Here is a 14,965-nt window from a genome sequence, read left to right as displayed (position 1 = left end):
CGCGGGAGACGATCGCGTCCCTCGACGGCTGACGGGTTCTCATGCGGCCGGAACCGCCCTTGTTCAGCTGCCCGGTTGCTCCGGTGCCGTCGGCGGCTCGGCCGGCGTCGGCCCGGGTGGGCGGAAGAGGACGGCCCGGACCACGGGTGGAGCGAACAGGGCGGTGACCGGCGCGGAGAGGGTCAGCACCGAGCGGAAGGCCCGGCCCACGACCGGGTCGCCGGCGGACCGTACCGTGACCCGGCCCAGATACCAGCCCGCGAGACGGTCCGCGGGGCCCGCGGTCACCGCGGTGCCGGTCGCGCCCGGCATGGCGCGGTCCGCGCCCGCGGAGATGTCCCAGGCCTGCCGGGACGCCGTGAGGAGGGCCTGCTGCACACGGCGCGTGGTAGGCATCCGGCGCCGGTCGGCCAGCGCGTCCCGCAGAGCGACCGCGCTCATCGCGGCGATGGCCATCCCCTGCCCGTAGATCGGGTTGAAGGTGCACAACGCGTCGCCCGTGGCGAGGAATCCGGCCGGTCGGCGGCCGGGTAGGTCGTAGCGGCGGCGGACGTTCGCGGTCCGCCGGTAGCCGAACGCGGGCGAGAGCGGTTCGGCATCGTCGAGCCACCGGTCCAGGAGCGGATGCGCGAGGCGCTTGGTGTACGCCTCGAACTCGTCGTCGTCCGTGGGCGGTTCGTCGCCCCGCAGCCCCGAGACTATGACCAGATGGCTGCCGTCCTCCAACGGCAGTGCACCGCCGCCGTGAACCTGGTCGGGGCCGGGGTAGACGTAGTAGCCGAGGGTCTCGCCGTCGAGGGCGCCACTTCTGCCGCGGTACACGCGGGAGGCGTAGGCGAGCCCCGTGTCGATGGTCTCCTCGGGCGGGCTCTCGGCGCCGATCGCCGAGAGCCACCGGGGCGCCTTGGTGCCGCTGCCGGAGGCGTCGACGACCAGATCGGCCTCCAGGGCCCGGGGTTCCGCGCCGGAGCCGGCGGAGCGATCCCGCAGCAGCACGCCCCGCACTCGTGCGGCGTCCCCGAGAAGCCCGACGGCGTCGGTTCCCTCCAGCACGTCGACCACCGGATTGGCGAGAACCCGTCGCCGTACCAGCTCCTCCAGTTGTGCGCGGGAGCCGGTGTATATGTGCGTCGTCGCGGGCAGTCGGCGCAGCCAGCGGCCGTTCTGCCACAGCACCATGTCCGACGGCATACCGACCTTCGGCGCCCCCGCCGCCCTCAGCTCCGCCAGGAAGCCCGGCAGCAGGGACTCCAGGGCCACCTGGCCGCCCTGGAGCAGGACGTGCGGATGCCGGCCCTGCGGAACGCCTGGCCGTGACCCGTCGCCGTCCGGGAACCGGTCGCGCTCGACCACGGTCACCCGGTCGGCGTGATCTGCAAGGACGTGCGCCGCGAGGAGCCCCGCGAGGCTGCCGCCCACGACAACCGCGTGCCTCCCGCCCCAACGACCCGTTCGCACGGCCGAGTTCACCGATCCGCCCCCTCCGGTCGCCTCATTGCGAGAAAACACAAGTATCCCGCTCTGCAAAGGGGGTTGACCGTGTTCCGGCCTCTCCGCCCGCCGTCCCCCACTCAGGTGGTCACGGCGCGAGCAGCAGGCTGTCGCCGCGCTCCTTGGCGGCCGCGTAACGCTTCGCCACGTCCTGCCAGTTGACGACGGCCCACATGGCGTCGATGAAGTCGACCTTCTGGTTCTTGTACTGCAGGTAGAAGGCGTGCTCCCAGGCGTCGAAGACGAGGATCGGGGTCGAGCCCTGGCCGACGTTGCCCTGGTGGTCGTAGACCTGCTCGACGATCAGCCGGCCGCTGAGGGGCTCGTAGGCGAGAACGCCCCAGCCCGAACCCTGTGTGGTGGCGGCGGCCTTGGTGAGCTGCGCCTTGAAGCCGGCGAAGGAGCCGAACGACTCGGCGATCGCGTCCGCGAGTTCGCCGACGCCGTCGGCCGCGAGGGGCTCACCGCCGCCGTCGCCGGTCATGTTGTGCCAGTAGATCGAGTGCAGGATGTGCCCGGACAGGTGAAAGGCCAGGTTCTTCTCCAGGCCGTTGATGGAGCCCCACTGCTCCTTGTCCCGGGCCTCCGACAGCTGTTCCAGCGTGTCGTTGGCACCCTTCACGTACGCGGCGTGGTGCTTGTCGTGGTGCAGCTCGATGATCTGTGGATTGATGACCGGTTCGAGCGCCGCGTAGTCGTAGGGAAGCTCCGGGAGCGTGTACACCGCCATACCAACATCCTCCGAATTAGTTGCGAATGATGTGCAGTTGCACGCTAACAGCAACTGCAGCGGACTGAGGATCGGGCATAGGTCCTAGGACCCGGCGGCCGAGAATGCGACGATCACCCCATGAGCCGTACGACGACGACCGAGAGCAGCGAGAACACCATCGTGACCAGGTACGACTACGAGAAGGACGGCGCGGCGATCTACCGCCAGTCCTTCGCCACCATCCGCGCGGAGACGGACCTCTCGGGGCTGCCCGCCGACATCAGCCAGGTCGCGGTCCGGATGATCCACGCCTGCGGGATGGTCGACCTCGTACGGGACCTCGCCCACACGCCAGCTGTGGTGGCCCGCGCCCGTGAGGCCCTGCATGCCGGAGCGCCGATCTTCACCGACGTGCGGATGGTGGCCAGTGGGGTGACCCGCAAGCGCCTGCCGGCCGACAACGACGTGCTCTGCACGCTCTCCGACCCGGCCGTCCCCGAGTTGGCCGCGAAGATGGGCACCACCCGCAGCGCGGCCGCCCTGGAGCTGTGGCGGGACCGTCTGGAGGGTTCGGTCGTCGCCGTCGGCAACGCACCCACCGCCCTCTTCCGCCTCCTGGAGATGATCGAGGAGGGGGCGCCCCGCCCGGCCGCCGTCATCGGCGTGCCGGTCGGTTTCGTCGGCGCCGCCGAGTCCAAGGACGCCCTGGCCGCGCACCCCTCGGGACTGGAGCACCTGATCGTCCGCGGCCGTCGCGGGGGCAGCGCCATCGCCGCCGCCGCGCTCAACGCGATCGCGAGCGAGGAAGAGTGACCGGCAAGCCCATGGGCTAAGCCCCTGCGACCCGTCCCCGCTGACCGTATCCGTCGAGCGAGCCACAACAAGCCGGGATCTCGCCGACGTGGACGCCGAGCCCGGGGCGTGAAAGGCCGCTAGTCGGCGCCCTGTTCGGCGGGGACGGGTGCCTGGGCCAGCCCCGCCGTCCACTTCTCCTCGATCCGGCCGACCTTCCACACCACCAGGGCGACCGCCCAGGTGGCGAAGAACAGCCCGACGATGACGTATCCGATGATGTTCAGGTCCAGGCCGGACACCCAGTCCCAGAAAGCACCGTGCAGCCCCGCCTTGTCCGCGATCAGGCCCAGCAGTTCGACCGTGCCGATGATGAGCGCGACGGCGACGGACAGGCCGGTGATGGTGAGGTTGTAGTAGACCTTGCGGACCGGCTTGGAGAAGGCCCAGCCGTAGGCGAAGTTCATGAACGAGCCGTCGATGGTGTCCAGGAGCGACATGCCGGCCGCGAACAGGATCGGCAGGCAGAGGATCGCGTACCAGGGCAGGCCCGAGGCCGCGCCCGAGCCGGCGAGGACGAGCAGCGCGATCTCGGTGGCCGTGTCGAAGCCGAGGCCGAACAGGAGGCCCAGCGGGTACATCTGCCACGGCTTGGTGATCGACTTCATGACGCGGCCGAGGAGCCGGTTCATGAAGCCGCGGTTGTTGAGCTGTTCCTCCAGGGCGGCCTCGTCGAAGCGGCCGGTGCGCATCTGCCGGAACACCTTCCAGATGCCCGCCATGATCACCAGGTTGATGATCGCGATGGCGTAGAGGAAGGTCCCGGAGACGGTCGTACCGATCCAGCCGGTGACGCTGTGCAGCGCGGAGTCGTCGTTCTCGACCGGTCCGGCCAGCGACTTGACGCCGAGGGAGAGCAGGAAGGCGAGCGCGAAGACGATGGACGAGTGGCCGAGGGAGAACCAGAAGCCGACCGAGAGCGGGCGTTGCCCCTCGTTCATCAGCTTGCGGGTCGTGTTGTCGATGGCGGCGATGTGATCGGCGTCGAAGGCGTGCCGCATGCCGAGGGAGTAGGCGGTGACGCCGATGCCGATACCGAAGGACTTGGTGCCCAGGCTGTAGTGCTCGGGGGCGACGATCGCGACCAGCGTGAACCAGCCGATGACATGCAGGGCGAGGATGAACGCTGCCATCCCGCCGACGCTCGCCCACTCCTTGCGGGTCATCGAGATACGGATGCGGCGCCGGTCCGGCGATTCGTTCGTTTCAGCCACACATCAAAGGCTGCTGCATATGAGTTGCAGGTAATAGCCAGATGCGGCAAAGCTCAGGTCAGATTTCGGCCAGCGTCGGGAAAAGCGCCCTGCTCGGCGAGCCAGCCGACGGCCTGCTCGGACCCGGCCACGACGGGCACCCCGTCGGGCACCGGCGGCCGGCGCACGACGACCACCGGCAGCCCGGCCTCCCGGGCGGCCGTCAGTTTGGGCGCGGTGGCCGTTCCCCCGCTGTCCTTCGTCACGACGACGTCGATCCCGTGGCGGCTCAGCAGCGCGCGCTCCCCGGCGAGGGTGAACGGGCCGCGGTCGAGCAGCACCTCCATGCGGGGCGGGTGCGGGCCCTCGGGCGCGTCGACGGCGCGTACGAGGAACCAGAGGTCCTCAAGGGCGGCGAAGGCCGCGAGACCCATGCGTCCGGTGGTCAGGAACACCCGCCGGCCGAGCGTCGGCAGGAGCTCCGCCGCGTCTCCCAGGGAGTGGACCTCGTGCCAGTCGTCCCCCGCCACGGGGACCCAGCCGGGACGGCGCAGCGCGAGCAGGGCAACATGGGCGGTGGCGGCGGCCTTCGCCGCGTTGAAACTGATCGTTCCGGCGAAAGGGTGCGTGGCGTCGATGAGCGCGTCCACCTCGTGCTCACGCAGCCACGCGGCGAGCCCCTCGGCCCCGCCGAAGCCGCCCACGCGGACCTCGCCGGGCGGCAGCCGGGGCGCGGCCACCCGTCCGGCCAGGGAGGTCGTCACCCTGAGGCCGGTTCCGGCTGCCAGGAGTTCGGCGAGGCGGCGGGCCTCCGTGGTCCCGCCCAGGATCAGTACGTGCACGAGGTTCCCTTCATGAATGAGGCCGAGGGCGGTCGCGGCGCCCAACTCAAGCACACCGGTCTACGGCCCGGCTGGACCACCGGCGCCTGTGCGACCGCGGCGACGACGGCCGCGTACACCGCGCTGCTGACCGGCGAGTTTCCCGACCCGGTGACGATCACGCTGCCCAAGGGGCAGACGCCGTCCTTCGCGCTGGCCGCCGAGGAACTGGGCGACGGATCGGCCATGGCGGGGATCGTGAAGGACGCCGGCGACGACCCGGACGTCACCCACGGAGCGCTGGTGCGCGTCACCGTCCGCCGACTGCCGGCCGGTTCCGGGGTCGTCTTCAAAGCCGGTCCCGGTGTGGGTACGGTCACCCGGCCCGGCCTGCCCCTCCCGGTCGGCGAACCCGCCGTCAACCCCGTCCCACGCCGGATGATGCGTGAGCACATCGCCGAGGTCGCCGGGCGGTACGGCGGCACCGGCGACGTCGAGATCACCATCTCCGTAGACCACGGCGAGGAGATCGCCCGGTCCACCTGGAACCCGCGCCTGGGTATCCTCGGCGGACTGTCCATCCTGGGCACGACCGGGATCGTGGTGCCGTACTCGTGTTCGGCGTGGATCGACTCCATCCGGCGGGGTGTCGACGTGGCGCGAGCGGCCGGGCGCACGCATGTGGCCGGCTGCACCGGCTCGACCTCGGAGAAGACGGTCGTCGCCGCGTACGGCCTGCCCGAGGACGCGCTCCTCGACATGGGTGACTTCGCGGGGGCGGTCCTCAAGTACATCCGCCGCCATCCCGTCGACCGCCTCACGATCTGCGGCGGCTTCGCCAAGCTGTCCAAGCTGGCGGCAGGACACCTGGACCTGCACTCCGGTCGCTCGCAGGTCGACAACGGGTTCCTCGCAGAACTGGCCCGGCGGGGCGGCGCGGACGGGGCCCTGGTGGCCGAGGTGGCGGGGGCCAACACCGGCCTCGCCGCGCTCCAGTCCTGCGCGGCGGCCGGGGTCCCGCTCGGCGACCTGGTGGCGGTCGCCGCTCGCGACGAGGCCCTGGCCGTACTGCGCGGCGCGCCTGTCGCGGTCGACGTGATCTGCATCGACCGGGCGGGCACGATCGTGGGGCGGAGCGGGGTGGCGTAGGCGGAGGGGTGTGACGGGACGCCCGATGCAGGGGGAAATCGCTCGGTACGAAACACCTTGGTGTCCCTGATCTGCCGGACGATCCGGGACGCACCCACAGCAGGGACTGTTCGAGGCGTTGCGACGGCTTCGCCGCGCCGTCCCCCTTCTGCCGCCAGGGCTCCAACTCTACGTTGAGGGGCAGAAGATGAATGTTGGGCAGGACCACGTCACTCAGGGGGAAGGTGGTCGGCATGTGGGGCAGGATCCGCAAGTCCAGCGACAGAGTCGTCAACGCGCTGCGCACCGAGGAGCAGACCGGTCGGGAGGCCCGCTCGCACAATCTGTTCGAAGCCGCCGCCGCGTATGTCTCGGCCTGCGCGGAGGACGACCAGGACCGGATCGAGGAGGCCTCGTCCTGGGTCTCGCCGGAGGCACTGTCGTTCGGGGTCAACGAGCTCGCGTGCCGGGCGGTCATAGCCCTCGCGCGCGAGCGCGACGAGTCGCCGCGTACGGTGGCGCGTGCGCTCCTCGGACTGCCGGCCGCCCGACCGGCCGGCAAATGATGGTCGATTCGCCCCGTCCAGCCGGAAAACTGCAGCTCCGGGTGTGCTTGGGAGTCGTGACAAGCGCCTTCCGCGCACACTAGGGTGCGCGCCGTTGGACGAACCGATGGGGAGGCTGGGATGGCCGGGACGGACGAGGACGCCGTCGCCGCCGAGGACGACGCGCTCTATGTGCTGACGGCGGTGCTGCTGACGCCGGCGAAGTTCCCGAGCGTGCTGGGCGACGACTATCCGGAGGCCTGCGCGGCGCTCGGACTGGCACCGCTGGCCGACGGGTACGGCCTGGTGATCGGCCAGGACGGCAGCGGCGCCCGGTGGACGGTCGTCATCGACGACGTCTCGCTGGTCGCCGTCGCCATCGCGTCCTGGGACTGCGGCATGGAGTACGACCTCTCGCCCGACGAGCGCACGGTCGTGGCCGCGCTGCCGGGCTGGCCACTCGCGGTCGCCGTCGCCGCGCCCGGTGTGCCGGCGCCGCACGACCCCGACCCCGAGGTCGCCGACGGGCCCGCGCTGAGGCCGCCGGACACCTCCACGTGGGGATCGGCTCAACGGCGTCTGGGTGCCGACGAGATCGCGCTCCGGTGGGCGATGTGGCGGGAACAGATCGACGACGCGGCCTTCTCGAGCCCGAACGGCGGGGCGGGGTCCGCCGGGGACGAGCAGGAAGAGGCCGCCGCTGAAGGCGATGGCTCGGGCGACGGCGACTCGGGAGGCCGTACCGCGGGTACCGATGCGGTGGGAGCCGGCACCTCGGATGGCGGGACCTCGGGGAGCAAGGCCCCCGGGGACACGGCTTCGAGCGACACGGCCTTGGGCGACTTGGCTTCGAGTGGCCAGACGTCGGCAGGCACGGCCTCGACAGGCACGGCTTCGGGCGGGACGGCTTCGGGCGGTGCCGAGAAGGACGCACCCAAAGGCCACAGCGGCATTCGGCGTGTCCTCGCGGAGGCCCGCGGCTACGTGGAGACGCCGCCTCCCCTCGGGCGGGTCCGGTCGTCCTTCGCGTCGGGCGACGCACGGACGCTGCGCGCCGACGGTCCCGGCTGGTCGCTGGTGGCCAGGACCGACGACATCGCGTTCGTGCTTCTCGACGACGAGCCGGGCGAGGTCCTGCCGGTCGGCCGGGGCCCGGAGCTTCCTGGGCTTCTGGAAGCGCTCGACAAGATGGCCGTACGCCCCAGCTGAGCCGTCGCTCCGCACCGGCCGGGCCCGATGTGCTCCCGGCCGGTGCGGACGCGTCAGCGGCCGAGTTCCTTGCGGGTGACGCGGCGCAGCCTGCGCCGCTGCGAGGGGTCCAGCGTGAGATATGCGGCGGCCGGGACTCCCAGGACGATCAGGAGGGCGGCCCACCAGGGCAGCCAGATCAACAGGAGCAGCCCGACCGCCACGCCCCCTGCGGCGATCTTCGCGTTCTTCGACATGTGCGTCGCCTCCTTCGCGGCGGTTGCCGCTCTCTGTCCAGAAAAACGGGTCCACGCTCCCGGCAGTTCCGGATCGCGACCCTGAGACATCCCTGAGACCACGCCCTGAGACGTCCCGGACGCACTACGCCTGGTGGTCCGCCCTGAGCGGTTCGCCCACCTCGTGCATATGGCCCAGCGCCTGCCGGTAGGAGTCGACGAGTCCGGCCTCCGTGTAGGGGATACCCAGATCCCGGCAGTGGGCGCGCACCAGCGGCCGGGCGAGGCGCAGATGGGGCCGGGGCATGCTGGGGAACAGGTGGTGCTCGATCTGGTAGTTGAGCCCGCCGAGGAACCAGTCGGTGACGTCGCCCCCACGGATGTTGCGGGAGGTGAGCACCTGGCGGCGCAGGTGGCCGAGGGGCTCGCCGTCCGGGTCCGGCATTTCCATGCCCTTGTGGTTGGGGGCGAACGACATTCCGAGGTGCAGGCCGAAGAGCGCCTGGTGGATCGCCGCGAAGGCCAGCGCCTTGCCGGGCGACATGGTGGTCAGCAGCAGCGTGGCATAGGCGACGACATGGCTCACCAGGAGCGTGCCCTCCACGGCGCGCTCCCCCGGCGCCTGTCGGCGCAGGTCGCGAAAGCCCTGAACCTTGAGGGCGACGCCTTCGAGGAGGGTGAGGGGGAAGAACAGCCAGGCCTGGTGGCGGGTCAGCAGGCGCCGGAAGCCCGTGCGGTCCTTCGCCTGTTCGCCGGTGAAGACGAGGACGTCGGCCGCGACGTCGGGGTCCTTGTCTATGTGGTTGGGGTTTGCGTGGTGACGGTTGTGCTTGTGGTTCCACCAAGAAAAGCTCATCCCGAGCAGCAGGTTGCCGTGAACAAGGCCGATGACACGGCCGGTCGCCTTGTCGCCGGTGATCTGGGCGTGGCCCGCGTCGTGGCCTATGAAGGCGGTGCGGGCGCAGAACACGGCGAGGAGCGGGGCCAGCAGCAGGGTCCACCAGGAGTCACCGGACAGGGCGACCGCCGTGACGAGACCGGCCAGTGCGAGCGCGTTCAGGGTGATGGCCCGGGCGTACCACCCGTGGCGGCGGTCCAGGAGGCCCTGCCCCTTCACCGCGCGCAGGAGGGGTGCGAACTCGCTTCCGCCGGGCGGCGATCCGGACGTACCGCGCGGATGGACTGCGACGGTTGCGGTGGGCTGAGGCATGTCCGGACTCCGGCTCTCTCAGGAAACGTGCTGACCTGAGGAAACGTACGGACCAGTGACCTGTCGCGACCATGTGGCAACCCCCCGTGTCCCTTCGGGGGCCAGCACCGGGCATGACGGGGGGTTGACAACACCCTCGCGCGAAGGTGACGCAGGACACCCCAGACAGGCCCGGAGAGTGCTGTACCCTCGACCACTCCGACCGAGTAGTCAAGTTTGAGGAGCACCGCGATCTCTGTCCAGAGGTTCCCCGCGGCAACACCGTCCGAGATCTCCGAACTGGCCTCCTGCCAAGCCGTGTTCCTGCCCGGCGACCCGGCCCGCACGGGCGGTGTGGCCTTCTGGCGGCCTGACGGCGACCCTCCTCCCGCTGTCGCGGCCGGGACGGTCCAGGACCTGGCGCTCGTGGTGCCCGCTGTCGGGGGTGTGGAGCTCGTGAGCCTGCCCGCGCTGCTGCTGCCCGTCCGCGCCGCCCTGCCGGTCCTCACGCGTGCGCGTACCTGCGCGCACGGGCACCGGTCGGCGGTGTTCTGGGGTGCCGCGGCCGTGCTGGCCCTGCAGTACGTGGCACGCGGGCTCCTGCTGCCCGGCCTGTCCGCGACGGACCATGACGCCTGGCGGATGGGACCGCTGGGCACGTCGGACGTCGAGCGGGTCCGCCGGCTCGCCGCCGCGATGCCGCCCGAGGCCCACGCCGTCCCGCTGGACACCGCCGTCCCGCTGGACACCGCCGTCCCGCTGGACACCACTGAGCCTCTGGACAGCCCCGCGCCGCTGCTGCTGCCCGACCCCGAACAGCTGCTGCTCGCCTTCCTGGACGCGGTCGCCGACGCCCTGCCCCGCTCCCCCGCGGCCCGCCTCGTGACGGGCGGTCCGGCCTACGCCGCCCGGGAACCGCAGCACATGCCCGAACAGCGCACATGGGCGGCGGATGTCGCCGCGGGCCATGACGCGGGCGTACGTGTCTCGCTGCGGATCGAGGTGGGCGGCCTGGCCGTTGGCGAGGTGACGTCCTTCCGGGCCGTGGTGCAGGTGCACAGCGTGAGCGATCCGACGCTCGTGGCGGACGCCGCCGATGTCTGGGCGGGTGCCACGGCCTTCGGCCCGCACGCGCGAATGGACTCCCTGCTCGCGCTCCGCAGGGCCGCACACGCGTGGCCCCCGCTCGCGCCGCTGCTCTCGGCGGCCGTGCCGGACGCGGTCGACCTCGCCGAGGAGGAGGTCACCGATCTGCTCGGAGCCGGCACGCGGAGCCTCTCCGACCTGGGCGTCGAGGTGCACTGGCCGAAGGGCCTGGTCAGAGGGTTGACCACGGTCGCGACGGTCGGCCCGCCAGACAGCGATGACCGGGTGGGCTCGGACACTCCGTCGTTCCTGTCCGCCGACGCGCTGCTCGCGTTCGACTGGTCGTTCGCCCTCGGCGGCCAACAGCTCACCCGCGAGGAGCTGGACCGGCTCGCCGAGGCGAACCGCCCTGTCGTGCGGCTGCGCGACCAGTGGGTGCTGGTCGATCCCCACGAGGTGCGCAGAGCCCGGGCCAGGCAGGACCGCAAGGTGACGCCCGTCGACGCGCTGAGCGCCGCTCTGACGGGCTCCGCCGAGGTCGACGGCCGCAGGGTCGACGTACAGCCCACCGGTTGGCTGGCGGCCCTGCGGGACCGGCTCATGGACCCGGAGGCCCAGGAGCCGGTCCCGCAACCCGCCGCGCTCGCCGCCACCCTGAGGGACTATCAGCGCAGGGGCCTGAACTGGCTGGCTCGTATGACTTCCTCGGGGCTCGGCTGCTGTCTGGCCGACGACATGGGCCTCGGCAAGACGATCACCCTGATCGCGCTGCATCTGCACCGGCAGACCGACGCGGCCACCGCCGGCCCCACCCTCGTCGTGTGCCCGACCTCTCTCATGGGCAACTGGCAGCGCGAGATCGAGAGGTTCGCGCCGGGTACGCCCGTGCGCCGCTTCCACGGTCCGCGGCGCGAGCTCGACTCCCTGGCCGACGGGGAGTTCGTGCTGACCACGTACGGCACGATGCGCCTGGACGCGCCCCGACTGGCCGACGTGGCCTGGGGGATGGTCGTGGCGGACGAGGCACAGCACGTGAAGAACCCGTACTCGGCGACCGCGCGGGAGCTGCGCTCGATCGGGGCACGCGCACGCGTGGCACTCACCGGCACCCCGGTGGAGAACAACCTGTCGGAGCTGTGGGCCATCCTCGACTGGACGACTCCCGGCCTGCTGGGCCGGCTCGGCACCTTCCGCGCCCGGTACGCGCAGGCCGTCGAGAGCGGCCAGGACCCGGCGGCCGCCGAGCGTCTCGCCCGGCTCGTGCGCCCCTTCCTGCTGCGGCGCCGCAAGTCGGATCCGGGCATCGCCCCGGAGTTGCCGCCGAAGACCGAGACCGACCGTGCCGTGTCGCTCACCCAGGAACAGACCGGGCTCTACGAGGCCATGGTGCGTGAGACGCTCGCGGAGATCTCCGGGGCGGACAGCATGGCGCGGCGCGGGCTGATCGTGAAGCTGCTGACCGGGCTGAAGCAGATCTGCAACCACCCGGCGCAGTTCCTCAAGGAGGAGCAGCCGAGGATCGCCGGCCGCTCCGGCAAGCTGGAGCTGCTGGACGAGCTCCTCGACACCATCCTCGCCGAAGGGGCGAGTGTCCTGGTCTTCACCCAGTACGTGCGCATGGCCCGCCTCGTCGAGCGCCATCTGGCGGCGCGCGGCCTGCCCTCGCAGTTCCTGCACGGCGGGACTCCGGTCGCCGAACGCGAGGCGATGGTGCGGCGGTTCCAGGAGGGCGAGGTCCCGGTGTTCCTGCTGTCGTTGAAGGCGGCGGGCACCGGCCTGAACCTGACGCGGGCCGAGCATGTCGTGCACTACGACCGCTGGTGGAACCCCGCCGTCGAGGCGCAGGCCACCGACCGCGCGTACCGCATCGGCCAGACCCGTCCCGTGCAGGTGCACCGGCTGATCGCCGAGGGGACCATCGAGGACCGTATCGCCGAGATGCTGCACCGCAAGCGGGAGTTGGCCGACGCGGTGCTCGGCGCCGGTGAGGCGGCACTGACCGAGCTGACGGACGCGGAGCTGGCCGATCTGGTGGAACTGCGAGGGGGCGCACGATGACGGGACACGACACGGAGAACGAGCGGACGTTCACGGCCCTGCCGCCCGCGCACGGGAGGGGTTTCGCACAGTCCTGGTGGGGCCAGGCCTGGCTGCGGGCGCTGGAGGACGCCGCGATGGACTCACAGCAGGTCAAGACGGGCCGCGGACTCGCCCGCGCGGGTGCGGTGGGGGCGGTGTCGGTGCGTCCGGGGCGCATCACGGCCGTCGTCCAGGACCGTGACCGCACCCCGCACCGGGCCGACGTCCTGCTGTCCGAGCTGTCCGCCGAACAGTGGGACCGGTTCCTGGACATGGCCGTCGAACGGTCCGGTCATATTGCCGCGCTGCTCGACCGCGAGATGCCACCGCATCTGGTGGAGGACGCGGCGAGTGCCGGCATCGAGCTGCTGCCGGGCCTCGGCGATCTGGAACCGGAGTGCGACTGCGGGACCTGGGACCACTGCGGTCACACGGCGGCCCTGTGCTACCAGGTGGCCCGCCTGCTGGACCAGGACCCGTTCGTCCTGCTCCTCATGCGCGGCCGGGGCGAGCAGACCCTCCTGGAGGACCTCCGGGCCCGCAGCGCCGCGCCCGCGCAGGAGGCTTCCGAGCCCGAGAGGACGGACGGTGTGGACGCGGCCGAGGCGTACGCCGCCGGCGACATCCTGCCGCCCCTGCCCTCGCCGGCAGAACTGCCCGAGGGCCCAGGGCGGCCGCCCTCGCTGGACACCGAGGCCCCGCCGGGACCGGGAGTCGACCCGGTCGCCGTCCGTCATCTGGCCGCCAGGACGGCCGTAGAGGCCCATCGGCTGCTCTCGGAGGCTCTGAGAGGGCCCACCTCTTCTCCGGCCGTCGAATTGACGGTTGCCCAGGACGCGGTGCGGCTGGCTGTCGGGGCGCCCGACCAGACCGTGACGGAACGGCTCGCCTCCGGATCAGGACGCGACCTGGAGGCCTTGGCGCACGCCACGCGCGCGTGGGGCCTCGGAGGTGCGGCAGCGCTGTCCGTGCTGGAGGAGGAGTGGGCGCCCGCGGGCGACACCCTCGCACGCGCGCGTGCCGCCCTGGACTCGGTCTGGGACGAGGACGAGCGGCCGGCGCTCAGGGCGGCCGGCAACCGGTGGACGGTCGTCGGCGCGCCCGCCCAGATACGCCTGGGCCGGGACGGGCGCTGGTGGCCGTACCGGAACGAGCGGGGGCGCTGGGTGCCCGCGGGTCCGGCCGTCCTGGATCCGGCGACCGCTCTGGCCTCGACAGAGGTCGCCTCAGCCGAACCTCAGGGGTAGTTCGGCCAGTCCCCTGAGCAGGGTGCTGCTGCGCCAGGTCAGCGTGTCCGGGTCGGTCGCGAAGGCGAAGGCGGGGCGGTGGCGCAGCAGCAGCCGCAGGGCGACGGAGGTTTCGGCGCGGGCCAGCGGGGCCCCCAGGCAGTGGTGCGGGCCGTGGCCGAATCCCAGGTGCCCGCGCGTGGGGCGCCACAGGTCGAAGCGGTCCGGGTCGGGAAAGCGCAGCGGATCGCGGGAGGCGGCGGCGAGGGAGACCAGCACGGAGTCGCCCGCCTCGATGCGGGTGCCGTCGAGGTCGAGCGGCTCGGCCGCGAACCGGAACGCCGTGGCGTGGACGGGTGAGTTGTAGCGCAGGGACTCCTCGACAGCGGCCTCGGCCAGGTCCGGTTCGGCGCGGAGCAGGGCGAGTTGGTCCGGGTGTGCGAGCAGTGCGTGGACGGTTGCGGAGATCAGGTCGACCGTCGTCTCGTGGCCCGCGACGAGGATCAGGAAGGCCATGCCGAGGAGTTCCCCGGGGTCGAGGCCACCGGCCGCCACGAGATCGCCGAGCAGTCCGCTCGGCCGCGGTTCGCGTCCCGGGGCGACCAGCTCGGCGAGGTACTCGGTCAGTGCGGACGCGGCGGCGGTCGCGGCCTCGGGCGAGGTGGGCATGACCAGTTCGTCGGACCAGGAGTGGAACGCGGTGCGGTCCGCGGCGGGCACACCCAGCAGGTCGCAGATCACCGTGACGGGCAGCGGCAGCGCGTACCGGGCGACCAGGTCGGCCGTCCCCCGCTCCGGCAGCCCGTCCAGGAGTTCGAGGGCTACGGCCTCGATGCTCGGGCGCAGGGCGGCGACGCTCCCGGCCGTGAAGCGGGCCGCCACGAGTCGGCGCAGCCGGGTGTGCTGCGGAGGGTCGGTCTGGAGCATGTTGCGGCCGACGGCGTGCCCGCCGTCGCTACGCCAGGACGAGGAGTGCCGGATGTCGTTGCGCAGGCGCGGGTCGGTCAGCGCGGTCCGTGCCGCGTCATGGGCGACCACGAGCCAGCTCTCACCGCTTCCGGGGACGAGGACGCGGTGCACAGCTCCTTTGGCCCGCAGCGCGGCGTAGACGGGGTAAGGGTCCTGGGCCAGGTCGTGGCCGTCCGGGGCCAGTTCCTCCAGGCTGGGGGCGGGCATGGTGGTCCTCTCGGTCGCGGTCGTCAGGGTTACGGCGTCCCGA

At 71.9% G+C, this 14,965-nt stretch carries 13 protein-coding genes; 6 read left to right on the top strand and 7 right to left on the bottom strand.

Going from position 1 to position 14,965, the window contains the following annotated elements:
• Positions 1–63 precede the first annotated feature (63 nt).
• Positions 64–1,419 (bottom strand): FAD-dependent monooxygenase, encoded by a 1,356-nt coding sequence (locus AB0D34_RS00265; protein WP_362654120.1) that lies wholly within the window; start codon positions 1,417–1,419, stop codon positions 64–66.
• A 160-nt stretch (positions 1,420–1,579) separates the two neighbouring features.
• On the bottom strand, positions 1,580–2,221 hold the full coding sequence (locus tag AB0D34_RS00260; protein ID WP_362654117.1) for a superoxide dismutase: 642 nt from the start codon (positions 2,219–2,221) through the stop codon (positions 1,580–1,582).
• A 120-nt stretch (positions 2,222–2,341) separates the two neighbouring features.
• Between AB0D34_RS00260 and AB0D34_RS00255 the strand changes: the two genes are divergently transcribed.
• Positions 2,342–3,016 (top strand): precorrin-8X methylmutase, encoded by a 675-nt coding sequence (locus AB0D34_RS00255; protein WP_362654114.1) that lies wholly within the window; start codon positions 2,342–2,344, stop codon positions 3,014–3,016.
• Positions 3,017–3,135: 119 nt separating this feature from the next.
• Here AB0D34_RS00255 and AB0D34_RS00250 read toward each other — a convergent pair whose 3' ends face one another.
• Together AB0D34_RS00250 and AB0D34_RS00245 are read right to left on the bottom strand one after the other, a co-directional pair.
• A complete protein-coding gene (locus tag AB0D34_RS00250; protein ID WP_362655345.1) occupies positions 3,136–4,221 on the bottom strand; it encodes a HoxN/HupN/NixA family nickel/cobalt transporter in 1,086 nt (361 codons plus the stop codon).
• 101 nt (positions 4,222–4,322) lie between these two features.
• Positions 4,323–5,090, bottom strand: a complete 768-nt coding sequence (locus tag AB0D34_RS00245; protein WP_362654111.1) for a cobalt-precorrin-6A reductase — start codon at positions 5,088–5,090, stop codon at positions 4,323–4,325.
• A 12-nt stretch (positions 5,091–5,102) separates the two neighbouring features.
• On the opposite strand from AB0D34_RS00245, the gene AB0D34_RS00240 reads away from it, so the two are divergent.
• The 3 genes from AB0D34_RS00240 to AB0D34_RS00230 all read left to right on the top strand — a co-directional run bounded on the left by AB0D34_RS00240 (position 5,103) and on the right by AB0D34_RS00230 (position 7,951).
• On the top strand, positions 5,103–6,218 hold the full coding sequence (locus AB0D34_RS00240) for a cobalt-precorrin-5B (C(1))-methyltransferase (protein WP_362654108.1): 1,116 nt from the start codon (positions 5,103–5,105) through the stop codon (positions 6,216–6,218).
• Between the two features lie 233 nt (positions 6,219–6,451).
• Complete coding sequence (locus tag AB0D34_RS00235; RefSeq protein ID WP_362654105.1) at positions 6,452–6,763, top strand: hypothetical protein; 312 nt, start codon at positions 6,452–6,454, stop codon at positions 6,761–6,763.
• A 120-nt stretch (positions 6,764–6,883) separates the two neighbouring features.
• On the top strand, positions 6,884–7,951 hold the full coding sequence (locus AB0D34_RS00230; RefSeq protein ID WP_362654102.1) for a hypothetical protein: 1,068 nt from the start codon (positions 6,884–6,886) through the stop codon (positions 7,949–7,951).
• Between the two features lie 53 nt (positions 7,952–8,004).
• Here the strand turns inward: AB0D34_RS00230 and AB0D34_RS00225 are convergent, their stop codons facing one another.
• Both AB0D34_RS00225 and AB0D34_RS00220 read right to left on the bottom strand, forming a co-directional pair.
• Positions 8,005–8,187, bottom strand: coding sequence for a hypothetical protein (locus tag AB0D34_RS00225; protein ID WP_020137233.1), 183 nt, complete (start codon positions 8,185–8,187; stop codon positions 8,005–8,007).
• Between the two features lie 124 nt (positions 8,188–8,311).
• The gene (locus AB0D34_RS00220) at positions 8,312–9,376 is read right to left on the bottom strand and encodes an acyl-CoA desaturase (protein ID WP_362654099.1); all 1,065 of its coding nucleotides are present in this window, start codon (positions 9,374–9,376) and stop codon (positions 8,312–8,314) included.
• 216 nt (positions 9,377–9,592) lie between these two features.
• Here AB0D34_RS00220 and AB0D34_RS00215 point away from each other — a divergent pair, with 216 nt between their 5' ends.
• Positions 9,593–12,499, top strand: a complete 2,907-nt coding sequence (locus AB0D34_RS00215; protein WP_362654096.1) for a DEAD/DEAH box helicase — start codon at positions 9,593–9,595, stop codon at positions 12,497–12,499.
• Positions 12,496–13,767, top strand: coding sequence for an SWF or SNF family helicase (locus AB0D34_RS00210; RefSeq protein ID WP_362654093.1), 1,272 nt, complete (start codon positions 12,496–12,498; stop codon positions 13,765–13,767). Before AB0D34_RS00215 ends, AB0D34_RS00210 begins: the two co-directional genes overlap by 4 nt.
• Here AB0D34_RS00210 and AB0D34_RS00205 read toward each other — a convergent pair.
• The gene (locus tag AB0D34_RS00205) at positions 13,747–14,922 is read right to left on the bottom strand and encodes a cytochrome P450 (RefSeq protein ID WP_362654091.1); all 1,176 of its coding nucleotides are present in this window, start codon (positions 14,920–14,922) and stop codon (positions 13,747–13,749) included. The two genes, AB0D34_RS00210 and AB0D34_RS00205, sit on opposite strands and share 21 nt — an antisense overlap.
• Between the last annotated feature and the right edge of the window lie 43 nt (positions 14,923–14,965).

Source organism: Streptomyces sp. NPDC048420, from assembly GCF_040651535.1.
In the GTDB taxonomy this organism is placed as follows: Bacteria; Actinomycetota; Actinomycetes; order Streptomycetales; family Streptomycetaceae; genus Streptomyces.
The sequence above is the reverse complement of the archived record's forward strand: the minus strand, read 5'-3'. Positions and strand labels throughout refer to the sequence as shown.